The following is a 12,623-nucleotide window of genomic DNA, read 5'->3' as shown; positions in this document are numbered from 1 at the left end:
GTCCTTGCGAACACAGTGTTGCAGCAGTTTCAGGCGATTGTGACGCGCCCCGAACTTGCCGGCGTCTAGCATGACCGCCTCGCAACAGGAGACCGTCATGTCCTACGACACCGTCAACCCCGCCAATGGCCAGGTCGAGCACACCCAGCAAACCCTGGACGCCGCTGCCATCAAAGCGCGCCTGGCTGCTTCCGCCAAGGCATTTCCGGCCTGGGCCGCGTTGCCGCTGGCCGAGCGTGGCGCCTTGCTGCGCCGCATTGGCGAGGAGCTGACCACGCGCCGCGACGACCTGCAACGCATCATGACCGCCGAGATGGGCAAGCTACGCCGCGAGGCGCTGGCCGAGATCGACAAGTGCGCGCAGGCCTGCGCGTATTACGCCGAACACGCCGCCGACTATCTGGCGCCGCGCGACATTCCCACCGAAGCGCAGTCCAGCTATGTGCGCTACGAACCGCTGGGCTGCGTGTTCGCGGTCATGCCGTGGAATTTCCCGCTGTGGCAGGCATTCCGGTTTCTGGCGCCAAGCCTGATGGCCGGCAACGTGTCGCTGCTCAAGCACGCCAGCAATGTGCCGCGCTTCGCTGACGCCATGAAAGAAGTGCTGGACGCCGCCGGCATTCCGCCAGGCGTGTTCGATGTGCTGCATATCGATAACGACCAGGCTGCCGATGTATTGCGCGATGACCGCATTGCTGCGGTAACGCTGACCGGCAGCGAACGCGCCGGCCGCTCGCTGGCCGCAAACGCGGGCGACCAGCTCAAGAAGTGCGTGATGGAGCTCGGCGGTAGCGACGCGTTCGTGGTGCTGGAAGACGCCGATCTGGAGTACGCCGTGCAGTCGGCCGTGCAGTCGCGCTTCGACAATAGCGGGCAGACCTGCATCGCCGCCAAGCGATTCATCGTGGTGGACGCGATCGCCGAGCAGTTCATCGAGCGCTTTGTCGCCGCCGCAGCCAAGCGTGTTCTCGGTGATCCGCAGGATGACAGCACCACGCTGGCGCCGATGGCACGTGCCGACCTGCGCGACGAATTGCACAAGCAGGTGCAGGCCAGCGTGGCGAAGGGCGCCAAGGTTTTGCTGGGCGGCGAACCGGTCGCCGGCTCGCATGCCGGTTATCTGGCCACCATCCTCGACAACGTCGCCCCCGGCATGCCGGCATACGACGAAGAATTCTTCGGCCCGGTCGCGTCGATCATCCGCGTGGCCGACGAGGCGGACGCGGTGCGCGTGGCCAATGACACCGCCTTCGGGCTGGGTGGCAGCGTGTGGACGGCCGACGCCAAGCGCGGCGAGCGCGTTGCGCAGCAGCTGCAGTGCGGCGCGGCGTTCGTCAACTCGGTGGTCAAGAGCGATGTGCGCTTGCCGTTCGGCGGCATCAAACGCTCCGGCTTCGGCCGCGAACTGGCCGAGCACGGCATCCATGAGTTCATGAACGTCAAGACAATTTATGTGGCTTGAAAGCCGGGAATCGAGAGTAGGGAATCGGGAATCGTAAGAGCCGTTCCGTCGATCTGCCGGGGGAAGGGATGATGAGGAGACCCTTCGCATTCAGGCCAAAGTCCGCTGTGAGCCGCTCTACCAATTCCCGATTCCCAACTCCCCATTCCCGGCCGCAACGCGGCCCTACAGCCACTTAGCGCGCTTGAAGAGGCGATACAGCACCAGGCACGAACCCACGACGCCGGCGACCAGCAGGGGGTAGGCGTAGCGGGCATCGAGTTCGGGCATGTGGGCGAAGTTCATGCCGTACCAACTGGTGATCAAGGTGGGGGCTGCCAACAGGGCGGCCCACGCGCCGAGGCGCTTGACGGTTTCGCCCTGGGCGAGCGTCACCATCGACAGGTTGACGCTCAGCGCCGTGCCCAGCATCTCGCGCAGGGTGTCGATGGCATCGTTGATGCGCACGGCGTGATCGAGCACGTCGCGCAGGTAAATGCCGACTTCTTCGTGGATCAACGAGCCTGGATTGCGCTTGAGGTGCGAGAGCACGTCCTGCAGCGGCGCCACCACTAGCCGCATCTTGTTGAGTTCGCGCTTGAGCTCATACAGGCGCACCACCGTCTCGCGCTTGTAGTCGTCGGCGAAGATGTCTTTTTCCAGGCGTTCGAGCGTGTCGCGGAACTCGTCCATGATCGGCAGGTAATTGTCGACCACGAAATCGAGAACGCCATACAGGCAGAACGACGCGCCCATGTGCAGCATCGCCGGCTCGCGTTCGACCCGATGCCGCACCGGCGCGTACGACAGCGACGCGCCATGCCGCACCGTCAACAGGAAGCGCCTTCCCAGGAACGCGTGCGTCTCGCCATAGCGGATGCGCTCGTTGACCAGCTGCGCGGTGTTGACCACCACAAACAGCGAGTTACCGTAACTTTCGGCCTTGGGGCGCTGATGCGCCTTGAGCGCGTCTTCGATCGCCAGATCGTGCAGGCCGAATTCGTCCTGCAGCTTGCGCAGCACCGATTCCTGCGGCTCGTACAACCCCACCCAGACGAAGCCATCCGGCCGCTGCAACACATCGCTGATGTGCTCCAGGCTGATGTCGTGGCGCTCGCCGTCGCCGTCGTAGTAAGCGCAGGTGATGACGCAGGACGGATTATCCGGATGATGGCCGTGGCTGTTCATGAGCGCATCCTCGGGTCAGCGCATACGGACGGGCAGGTCACGCGGTCGCAGGGCAATGGCAAGTGCGGTATGGATCGGCAACAACAGCATCACCCATTGCAGGTTGTCCTGCGCCTGGAAGGACAGCCAGTGGATCACCAGCGCCGCCAGCGCGCAGGCCGCCACCACCCAGGACAGCACGTTGAACCAGCGGCCCGGCCGATGGCCCAGCTGCAGCCGTATGCCGCCGAACCACAGCAGCACGCACAGCGGGTTGACCAGTAGCAGGTTGCGGTTGCCCCACGCCGATTGATGCGCGGTGAAACCCCACAGATACACCAGCAGGCCGCCGCCGATGGCGCACAGCAGCCAGAACGGTAACGCCAGTCCAGCCAGCAGGCGCTGCCTACGGCCCAGGGCCAGCACGCCTGCGGCCACGAGGAGCCCGGTCAGCAACCACGGCCACCAGTGCCGCGGCTGTTCGGCCGGCTCCGGCGCGATGCGATGCGGCAGCAGGACCTGCGTGGATTGCACCAACGGGCGACCGGCGCTGTTGTGCACCTGGGTCAGGCTGTCGGCCAGCCGCATCGGCACGAAGGCCTCTTCCCAGCGCGACAGCGGACGGTCTGCATACGGCCCCAGGCCCAGATCGAAGCCCAGCCACATCCAAGGCGCAGGGGAGGCCAGTCGCACCGCTTCGCTGCGGAAGGTGTTGCCGCGCGAACGACCAGCCAGCTGCGACCTGAGCGCACCGCCCATCGCACGGTCCAGCGTGTCGCGCACCATGGTGGCGCAGTTGGCCATGAAGTAATCGTAGTGGTAGCGCGCGTTTTCCGGTTGGCTACGCACCGCCAGACCGTCGGCCAACGCGCGCGCCTGGTCTGGCGGCAGATCCAGCCACTGGATGCTGACACCGCGCCCGGCATCGCGATATTGCGAAAGGTCTTCGTCCAGCGGCAGCGCGACCAGGTAGTACATCATTTCGCCGCGCGCAAACCGCGGTACGAAGTCCGGCTCGCTCGGGTCGAAAAAGCCGAAGTTGTACGAGGTGGCCTGCTGCGTGCGCGGGTCGACCACCACGATGGCATCGTGGCCGAAGCGTTCGAAAAACACTTCGCCCGGTTGCATGGTCACCACGCCGACGCGTGGCGCCGGTGCAACGCTCAGGGCAGCTTCCTGCGAGGCATTGCCTTGGACGGCCTGGGCCACTGCGAGCGGGGCTACCAGCAGCGTGACCAGGAGCAGTGCCCAGCGGGCAACACACTGCCAGGCGCCACCACGCTGCGGCGCCGTATAGGCACTGCGGGTCAGCTGGTTCAAGCGTCGTCCTGCGGATCGGGCGGCAGAATGGTGACGTGGAAGGCGTGCACGCGCCGCCCATCGGCCTTGGCCACGCGGAATGCGAAGCGCCCCAGCGTCAACTCTTCGCCGGTTTCGGGCAGGTGCCCGATCGCATCGGTGACCAGCCCACCCACGGTGTCGTACTCGTCGTCGGGGAACTCGGCGCCGAAGCGTTCGTTGAAGTCTTCGATCGGCGTCAGCGCATCGACCACATAGCGCCCATCGGCCTGGATCGCAATGAGCGAATTCTCTTCCTCGGCATCGTCGTGCTCGTCGTCGATCTCGCCGACGATCTGCTCCAGCACGTCCTCGATGGTGACCAGCCCGGCAACACCGCCGTATTCGTCCACCACGATCGCCATGTGGTTGCGCGAGAGGCGGAATTCCTTGAGCAGGACGTTGAGCTTCTTCGACTCGGGGATCAGCACCGCCGGGCGCAGCAGTTCGCGCACGTTGCCCGGGCCATTGTCGGCCACCACGCCGCGCAACAGGTCCTTGGCCAGCAGGATGCCAAGCACTTCGTCCTTGTTCTCGCCGTGGACCGGAAAGCGCGAATGGCCCGATTCGACCACCTGTTTCATCAGGTCGATGAAGCGCGCCTCCACCGGCAGCGAGACCATCTGCGAGCGCGAAATCATCACATCGCCCACGGTGAGCTCGGACACGGAAATCGCGCCTTCCATCATGCGCAAGGTGTCTGCGGCGATGAGACCGTCCTGTTCGGCGGTCCGCAGCAAGGCGACGAGTTCGTCGCGGGTATGGGGTTCGCCAGAGAAGGCAGCGCTGAGGCGCTCGAGCCAGCTACGGCGTTTTTCCGGTGTTTCTAGGGATTGGCTACTGTCGTCTTCGGACATCGTGACGGGGAAGGGCACCCGGCAAACCAGGCGTTAGCCGTCAGTCTAGCAGGAAGCCGGCAAGGCGCTGTGGATGCGCCGTCGCCTGGCCCGGCTCAGGGCAGGTCCAGGCTGTAGCCGCAGCCGACCACGGTCTTGCCCGGGTGCGATTTGACGTTGGTCACGCTCAGCACGACCGATTCGATCATCGCCTCGCCGGTCTTGGGGTTGGTGGTGTCCTCGCTGACCAGCTCGCGCCCGTACATGACCTTCTCGGCGTTATCCACGCCCAGTTCCAGATCCAGTTGCTTGGCCAGCGGGCGCGGATCGGGCAGGTCCAGGATCGCCATGATGCTGGCGCCGGAAAACGCGATGTGATTGGTACTGTGGCCGAACACGCGAATGGGCGTGTTGAGCGTGTATTCGGTCATGAACAGGTTGGACTGATCCAGCGGCGTCCAGCCCAGCGCCACCGCCTTGAGCGGGTCGGCCAGTACCGGCGCCAATGCGCTGAAATCGCCGATACGCTGGCGGCATTCGATCAAGGCGGCAAGGTCCGGGCGCACCGGTGCGGTCTGCGCCCAGGCCCCGGGCACGCTCAACAGCAGCAGGGCACCGGCAATGCAGAAACGCATCAGTGTTCTCCTGCGTAAGGGTCGTCGATGCCGAGGTCGGCAAGGATCTCGCGCTCCAGTTGCTCCATCGCCTCGGCCTCCTTGTCGTCTTCGTGATCCCAGCCAAGCAAGTGCAAGGTGCCATGCACGGTCAGGTGCGCGTAGTGCGCCGCCAGCAATTTGCCTTGCTCGGCGGCCTCGCGCGCCACCACCGGCGCGCAGATCACCAGGTCGCCCAGCAGCGGCATCTTGATGCCCTTGGGCAAGCCTTCCGGCAGTTCGGCGGGGAAGCTCAGCACGTTGGTGGCGTAATCCTTGCCGCGGTAGTGGTGATTGAGCGAGCAGCCTTCCTTCTCGTCGACCACGCGCACCGCCAGATCGGCCTCGCGGATGCGTCCCTTCAACGCTGCGGCCACCCATTTGCGAAAACTCACCGCCGACGGCAGGCCGGCGCGCGGCAGCGCATAGCTGACGGCAACGTCGAGGCGGACAGGGCCCTTGGTCATGGAACACCGGCATTCAGATCAGACAGAGGTGACAGTATCGCGCGAGTGGCGTCCTGCTGCGACGCCTGCGTGTGCGTCCTGGCCGCCCGGTCCGGGATCAGCGAACGCACTCGACCAGCACCAGGACAAGCGCGCCGCCGTTGGCAACACGATAAAACGCACTGCCCATCGGCCCGTTCTGGCAGTGCGGGTCGGCCCGCCTGATCTCCAGGACCGGCGCGAAACCCGGTGGCGATTGGGTCCAGATTGCGGCTTGGCCGTGCTCCAGCAAGCGACCAACCAGATAGCGCGTGTCGGCACTTTCCTTGTCATCGTGAGCTACTGCGCAGCCGAAGCGGTCGTGCGCCTTGCCGGTAGCGGCAAGGAGCGCCTGCGCTCGCGTTGCGGCTAGCAGCGCCTGTCGCCGCGCATCCTCATCGGCCGCCGCCGCACCGGCTGCAGGTGTCTCCGACGCCAGGCGTTCCAGTTCGGCCCGATCCAACAGGATGGTCGCTTGCGCACCGGCCAGCGAGACACAGGACGCGGCCAGCTGCTGCCGCAGCATGACGCGCGTGGTCGTGTCGGCCTGTTGGCGTGCCTGCGCATGCGCAGGTTGGTGGCAAGCCAGTACCAACCACACCCCAAGCAGGAGGGCGCGGCCTTGCACGTCAGTTAGCCGCAGGAGGCAGCACGGCGCTATCGCGCTTGTCGTAGGCGGTGACGATGCGCTGCACCAATGGGTGACGCACCACGTCGCGTGCTTCGAAGAACGTGAAACTGGTGCCTTCCACATCGCGCAGCACTTCGATCGCATCGCGTAGCCCGGACTTGACGTGCTTGGGCAGATCGATCTGGGTGAGGTCGCCGGTGACCACCGCCGTGGAGCCGAAGCCCAGGCGGGTCAGGAACATCTTCATCTGTTCGATGGTGGTGTTCTGCGCTTCGTCCAGAATCACGTACGCATCGTTGAGCGTGCGGCCGCGCATATAGGCCAGCGGCGCGATCTCGATGACGTTGCGCTCCAGCAACTTGACCACTTTTTCCACGCCCAGCATTTCGTACAGCGCATCGTAGAGCGGGCGCAGGTACGGATCGACCTTCTGGCTGAGATCGCCCGGCAGAAAGCCCAGCTTTTCGCCGGCTTCCACTGCCGGGCGCACCAGAATCAGCCGCTGCACACGCGATTCGTTGAGCGCTTCAACCGCGCTTGCGACCGCCAGGAAGGTCTTGCCGGTGCCGGCCGGGCCGATGCCGAAATTGATGTCGTGGGTGGCGATCGCGTGCAGGTACTTGGCCTGGTTGGCACCACGGCCACGCACGGTGCCGCGCTTGACCTTGATCGCCACATCCTGGGCCTGATACGCGCGCTCGGCCACATGCTCGAGGTTGGCATCGTTGAGCCGCAGGTGGATTGCGTGCGTGTCGAACGTCGTGGCTGCGGCCTCGTCGTACAACGCGGTCAACAGCGACTGGGCAGCGGCGATGGCCGGCTCCGGTCCGGTCACCCGGAAGACGTTGCCGCGGTTGGCGATCTCCACGCCAAGCTTGAGTTCGATCTGGCGCAGATGCGCATCGAACGGACCGGCCAGGTTGGCCAGGCGCTCGATGTCCTCCGGTTCCAGGGTGAAATCGCGATGTGCAGGTGCGTTCATGGTTGGATCGGACAGCGCACCTGGGTGCGCGTCGGTAGGGCGGGAGCGAAAGGGTAGCGCGCGGCATGTGATCCCACCAACACAGCGGGCGGCGCGGCACCTCGGCGATGCGACTGTCCGCAGACGCGTGCAGGTTTTCCACAAGCGCTGTGGAGTCACGCATCACTAAGCTGTGGATAAAACGCGGCGCGCTTACTGGCGCAAGGTTTGCCGGGGAGTTGGTGAAAAAATCGCCAGTGCCGACAGGGTTGTCCACACAGGATGTGGATCGAATTCGGCAAAGCCTGTGGGTAAGTAAGACGAGGCCTTGCGTTGCAAGGCGCTACGGAGGTGTGGCGAAATTTTGACCATTGCGCGCAACACGCTTCGCCGCGTGGCTGGCCTGCTTGAAGGGGCGCCGCATCGCGCAGCGCCCACGCGCCATCATCGTGCGCTGTCGTCCAGTTGAATCCGGCCGCGCAGCGAATTGCTCATCGCCTCGGTGATCAACACATCGACGAACTGTCCGATCAAACGCGGGTTGCCCGGAAAATTCACCGGGCGCATGTTCTCGCTCTTGCCGGTCAATTCGTTCGGATCGCGCCGCGAGGGGCCTTCCACCAGCACGCGCTGCACGCTGCCCACCATCGATTGCGAAATGCTCGCCGCGTGCGCGTTGATGTGCGCCTGCAGGCGCGCAAGACGCGCCTGTTTCACCGCCTCCGGCGTGTCGTCCTGCAGGTCCGATGCCGGGGTGCCGGGGCGGCGCGAATACACGAACGAAAAGCTCTGGTCGAAGCCCACGTCCTCGATCAGCTTCATGGTCTTTTCGAAGTCCGCCTCGGTCTCGCCGGGGAAGCCGACGATGAAGTCCGAACTGATCGAGATGTCCGGGCGCACTGCACGCAGCTTGCGAATCTTCGACTTGAATTCCAGCGCGGTATAGCCGCGCTTCATTGCCGACAGAATGCGGTCGCTGCCGGCCTGCACCGGCAGGTGCAGGTAGTTGGCCAGCTGCGGCACGTCGCGGTAGGCATCCACCAGCGAATCGGAAAACTCCAGCGGATGCGACGTGGTGAAGCGGATGCGGCCGATGCCGTCGATCTGCGCGATGGTGCGAATCAACAGACCCAGATCGGCATACTGCGCCGCCTCGCCTGCATCGGCGCCATATGCGCCGCGATAGGCGTTGACGTTCTGGCCCAGCAGGTTGATCTCGCGCACGCCTTGCGCCGCGAGCTGCGCCACTTCCACCAGCACGTCCTCGAACGGACGGCTGACTTCCTCGCCACGGGTGTAGGGCACCACGCAGAACGAGCAATATTTGGAGCAGCCTTCCATGATCGAGACGAAGGCCGACGGACCTTCGGCACGCGGCTCGGGCAGGCGGTCGAACTTCTCGATCTCCGGGAAGCTGATGTCCACCTGCGACTTGCCCGATTCGCGTCGCGCGCGAATCAGTTCCGGCAGCCGGTGCAACGTTTGCGGCCCGAACACCAGGTCCACGTAGGGCGCACGCTTGACGATGGCTTCGCCTTCCTGCGACGCCACGCAGCCGCCGACGCCGATGATCACCGGCTTGCCGCCGGCCTTGAGCGCCTTCCAGCGCCCCAGCTGGCTGAAGACCTTTTCCTGGGCCTTTTCGCGAATGGAGCAGGTATTGACCAGCACCACGTCCGCTTCTTCCGGGTTATCGGTCAGCTCCAGGCCTTCGGAAGCGGCAAGCACGTCGGCCATCTTGGCCGAGTCGTACTCGTTCATCTGGCATCCGTGGGTCTTGATATAGAGCTTGCCGCGGACTACGGCAGGTGCCGATGGGCGCGCGACGGGCAAGGGCAACAGGGCGGGTGCGTCCATGGCAGCGGCCGCGGACAGGTCGGAAACGGGTGTCCCGGGCATGGCGCTTATTCCAGGCGGGTAGGAAGAGAGCCGCGCAGTTTACCCGCTTGCGCTGGCGCCGTCCGCGGGCGCGCGCCCGGCACTGACGGCGTCGGCGCGCGCCACTGCCGGGCGCGCGGCCATCCGGGCGATATAGGCGCGGGTCGGGGCCGGCGGGTCGATCAGGCCCAAGTCCACCATCCACGCCAAGGCGCCGCCCCACAGCACATCGGCTGCACTGCAGCGCTCGCCCAGCAGGTAATCGCCCTTTGCCAGCTGCGCATCGACCACCTGCAGCACCGTGTCGGCGTCGGCATAAGGCGAGAGCGAGCGTGGCGGGGCGGGGCGGGGCGCTTGAGCGCAAGGTCGATGATTGCCGGTTCGAAGGCCGAGCCGTAGAACGCAAGCCAGCGCAGGTAGGCGCCGCGGTCGGCATCGCCCGGCGCCGGGGATAGGCCGGCTTCCGGGTACAGCTCGGCCAGGTACTGATAGATGGCGCCCTGTTCGGTGACCACGCTGGTGCCATGAACGATGGTCGGAATCTTGCCCATCGGGTTGATCGCAAGGAATTCCGGTGTGCGCTGCTGTTCCTTCTCCAGATCGATGGGCTGCAGGCTGTAGCGTGCGCCCAGCTCTTCCAGCAAGACCAGCACCCCCCGCGAGCGGGAGCGGGGGTTGTGGAAGAGGGTGACGTGGCGGTCGTCGGACATTGCGGTCTTCCGGGGTGGCTGCGGTGGCGAAGCAGGTGGTGTGAGGGCGGGGTATCACGATGTTACGGGCCACTTGCGGACAGTTTCTGTCCGCAATACGGTGGCGTGATGGCTTCCACTGCTGCCCGTCTGTTGCGTCTGCTTTCCCTGCTGCAAGGCGGGCGGAGCTGGTCCGGTGTCGCGCTGGCAGAGCGCTTGGACATCCATCCGCGCAGCCTGCGGCGCGATATCGAGCGCCTGCGCGAAGCGGGTTACCCGGTGCATGCAGCGCCCGGCAGCGGCGGAGGCTACCGGCTGGGGCAGGGCGGTGCGGCATTACCGCTGTTATTGGAAGAGGACGAGGCGCTGACCGTGGCGGTCGCCTTGCGCGCCGCCGCGCCAGCGGTGCGCGGGATGGACGCCGCTGCGGAACGCGTGATGGCCAAACTGGATCCCCTGCTGCCGCGCCGCAGCGGCCAGCGCGCCAGTGCCGCACATGCCGCCATCGCCAGCATGCCGGCTGCCGAAACGGAATCGCTGGTCGATGCGGGCCTGCTCGCGCAGCTGGCGGCCGCCTGCCGCGATCGGACCACGCTGCGGCTGGACTATCGGCGCCATTCGGGTACGGCCATCACCCGCAACGTCGAGCCCGCACTGCTGGTGAACTACGGGCGGCGCTGGTACCTGCTGGTCTGGGACTGCGAACGCCAGGACTGGCGCAGCCTGCGCGTGGACCGGATCGATCAGGCGGTCGCCACCGGCGCGCGGTTCGCTCCTCGTGCATTGCCCGAAGAGCCACTCCAGCTCTTGCGCAAGGCGATCGGCGAAGCGCCGTTTCCGTGCCGGGCGCGGGTGCGTCTGGCCGGCACGGTCCAGGCATTGGCCGCGCGCATCCCGCCCTGGCTGGGTGCATTGCAGGCCGATGGTCCCGCGCATTGCTGGCTGGGTCTTGGGGCGCCGAGCATGCCCGCGCTGGCAGCCAACCTGTTGTTGCTGGACCTGCCGTTCGACGCGATTGCGCCGGCCGAAGCCCGGTCCGCCTTGACCCAGGCACTGGACGCGTTGCACACGCAGCTGGACCGGCTGCCGCAGTGAGGTCGGCCACCAGGCCGTCGCGAGCGGTCCTCGGGTGGCCGGCGGCGCGCTCGTCATCGGAGTGCGGGATGGAGACTCGAGGATTTCGAGCACCGGTCCCGCACGCCTGGCGGCTGCGCAGGGCGCTTTGCTGGCTGCTCCAAACGCCGGCCGACACTTGGCAAGCCCTGGGCAAGCTGGGACACTCCGCGCATGAAGGGGATGTCAAGATTGCTGGGGCTGATGCTCGTCACGTTGTCGGCTGCGCCGGTCAGCGCCGGCACGCTGTACAAGTGCGTCGACGCTGACGGCATCACCAGCTACCTGAGCAAGCGCCAGAGCGGCGCCACCTGCAGCGTCATCAGCAGCTATACCCCCGACCGTTCGGCCCGCCGCCTGCCGTCATCTCCTTCGGCCGGGCGTCTAGCCATCAGCCCTGCGCACAGCATGGCCAATATCGACAGCGGCGCGCCCGCCACCATTATCAGTCAGCCGGTCAGCCAGCCGCCACGGCATGTTGCCGAGGTCGCTTCTGCACCCGCTCCGCGTGCCTTGCCGGAGTCGTCCGTCTCGGTCGTCACGCCGCCAGCGCCAGCAGCAACCAACCCGCGCCGGGTCGTCAGCGGGCAGGTTTACTCTTATATGAAGGACGGCGTGCGTCACTACACCAGCGCCCGTCCGCGCCAGGTCGCCAGCATCGAAGGCTTGCGCACCATCCATTACAGCTTCATCGAAACCTGCTACGCCTGCGGTGCCAAGCCCGGGGTGAATTTCGGTGCGATCCGGCTCAACACCAACGCGTACCAGCAGGAAATCGCAGCGGCGGCGCGCGAGTTCGGGGTGGAAGAATCGATCGTGCGCGCGATCATCCACGCCGAATCGGCCTACAACCCGCTTGCGCTCAGTCGTGCCGGTGCGCAAGGCCTGATGCAGTTGATGCCAGGCACCGCGCGCCGCTTCGGCGTCAGCGATGCCTATGATGCAACGCAAAATATTCGCGGGGGCGTGCAGTATCTGTCCTGGCTGCTGAAGCGCTTCAATGGCGACCTGACCCTGGCCGCTGCCGGTTACAACGCCGGCGAGGGCGCGGTGGACCGTTACGGCGGCGTGCCGCCGTACAGCGAGACCCAGCGTTACGTGCAACGCGTGGGCGTCTTGGCCGGCCGCTATCGTGGCCAGGCCACGGCAGCCAACTAAAACGGCTAGCAAAACGACTGTGCAGCTGCCCGGCGGGCGCGGCCGGCGCTCCTGACATCTCACAAGTCCCGAGGCGTCTGCGCGATCCATGCCCGGACCGCTGATTGACGTATTGGTAGCTGCGGTCGGGAATCTCCGCCACGGCGCCGCGCAGCGTGCGGTGGGGCGAGTGCTTGTGTACCAGCGACCTCGGTTGCAGCGTCCGCAGCGAGTCGCGGACGCGTATTTGCTGCGCTTGCACCATGCCCACGCATCCGCCGCACGCGTGCATTG

General features: G+C 65.9%; 11 protein-coding genes and 1 pseudogene. 3 read left to right on the top strand and 9 right to left on the bottom strand.

Annotated elements, in window-relative coordinates; all coding sequences use genetic code 11:
- Nucleotides 1-70: 70 nt before the first annotated feature.
- The gene (locus FLG15_RS12515; protein ID WP_209228165.1) at nucleotides 71-1,462 is read left to right on the top strand and encodes an NAD-dependent succinate-semialdehyde dehydrogenase; all 1,392 of its coding nucleotides are present in this window, start codon (nucleotides 71-73) and stop codon (nucleotides 1,460-1,462) included.
- Between the two features lie 165 nt (nucleotides 1,463-1,627).
- Here FLG15_RS12515 and FLG15_RS12510 read toward each other — a convergent pair whose 3' ends face one another.
- The 9 genes and pseudogenes from FLG15_RS12510 to FLG15_RS12470 all read right to left on the bottom strand — a co-directional run bounded on the left by FLG15_RS12510 (nucleotide 1,628) and on the right by FLG15_RS12470 (nucleotide 10,043).
- Nucleotides 1,628-2,629, bottom strand: coding sequence for a magnesium and cobalt transport protein CorA (locus tag FLG15_RS12510; RefSeq protein ID WP_057677906.1), 1,002 nt, complete (start codon nucleotides 2,627-2,629; stop codon nucleotides 1,628-1,630).
- A 15-nt stretch (nucleotides 2,630-2,644) separates the two neighbouring features.
- Nucleotides 2,645-3,928 (bottom strand): lipoprotein N-acyltransferase Lnb domain-containing protein, encoded by a 1,284-nt coding sequence (locus FLG15_RS12505; protein WP_057677905.1) that lies wholly within the window; start codon nucleotides 3,926-3,928, stop codon nucleotides 2,645-2,647.
- A complete protein-coding gene (locus FLG15_RS12500) occupies nucleotides 3,925-4,803 on the bottom strand; it encodes a CorC family transporter (protein ID WP_057677904.1) in 879 nt (292 codons plus the stop codon). The genes FLG15_RS12505 and FLG15_RS12500 overlap by 4 nt, the downstream gene beginning before the upstream one ends.
- 95 nt (nucleotides 4,804-4,898) lie before the next feature.
- Nucleotides 4,899-5,417, bottom strand: coding sequence for a hypothetical protein (locus FLG15_RS12495; protein ID WP_057677903.1), 519 nt, complete (start codon nucleotides 5,415-5,417; stop codon nucleotides 4,899-4,901).
- Complete coding sequence (gene ybeY, locus FLG15_RS12490) at nucleotides 5,417-5,902, bottom strand: rRNA maturation RNase YbeY (RefSeq protein WP_008571323.1); 486 nt, start codon at nucleotides 5,900-5,902, stop codon at nucleotides 5,417-5,419. The genes FLG15_RS12495 and ybeY overlap by 1 nt, the downstream gene beginning before the upstream one ends.
- Nucleotides 5,903-5,999: 97 nt before the next feature.
- Nucleotides 6,000-6,548, bottom strand: coding sequence for a hypothetical protein (locus tag FLG15_RS12485; RefSeq protein ID WP_057677902.1), 549 nt, complete (start codon nucleotides 6,546-6,548; stop codon nucleotides 6,000-6,002).
- A 1-nt stretch (nucleotide 6,549) separates the two neighbouring features.
- Nucleotides 6,550-7,533 (bottom strand): PhoH family protein, encoded by a 984-nt coding sequence (locus FLG15_RS12480; protein WP_057677901.1) that lies wholly within the window; start codon nucleotides 7,531-7,533, stop codon nucleotides 6,550-6,552.
- 423 nt (nucleotides 7,534-7,956) lie between these two features.
- Nucleotides 7,957-9,411 (bottom strand): tRNA (N6-isopentenyl adenosine(37)-C2)-methylthiotransferase MiaB, encoded by a 1,455-nt coding sequence (gene miaB / locus FLG15_RS12475; RefSeq protein ID WP_057677900.1) that lies wholly within the window; start codon nucleotides 9,409-9,411, stop codon nucleotides 7,957-7,959.
- A 39-nt stretch (nucleotides 9,412-9,450) separates the two neighbouring features.
- A pseudogene (locus tag FLG15_RS12470) lies at nucleotides 9,451-10,043 on the bottom strand (glutathione S-transferase family protein).
- A 165-nt stretch (nucleotides 10,044-10,208) separates the two neighbouring features.
- Here FLG15_RS12470 and FLG15_RS12465 point away from each other — a divergent pair.
- Together FLG15_RS12465 and FLG15_RS12460 are read left to right on the top strand one after the other, a co-directional pair.
- Nucleotides 10,209-11,174 (top strand): helix-turn-helix transcriptional regulator, encoded by a 966-nt coding sequence (locus FLG15_RS12465; protein WP_057677899.1) that lies wholly within the window; start codon nucleotides 10,209-10,211, stop codon nucleotides 11,172-11,174.
- Between the two features lie 192 nt (nucleotides 11,175-11,366).
- A complete protein-coding gene (locus FLG15_RS12460) occupies nucleotides 11,367-12,350 on the top strand; it encodes a lytic transglycosylase domain-containing protein (protein WP_057677898.1) in 984 nt (327 codons plus the stop codon).
- Nucleotides 12,351-12,623: the final 273 nt, after the last annotated feature.

It is taken from the genome of Xanthomonas phaseoli pv. dieffenbachiae, from assembly GCF_008639345.1.
In the GTDB taxonomy this organism is placed as follows: Bacteria; Pseudomonadota; Gammaproteobacteria; order Xanthomonadales; family Xanthomonadaceae; genus Xanthomonas; species Xanthomonas phaseoli.
The sequence above is the reverse complement of the archived record's forward strand: the minus strand, read 5'-3'. Positions and strand labels throughout refer to the sequence as shown.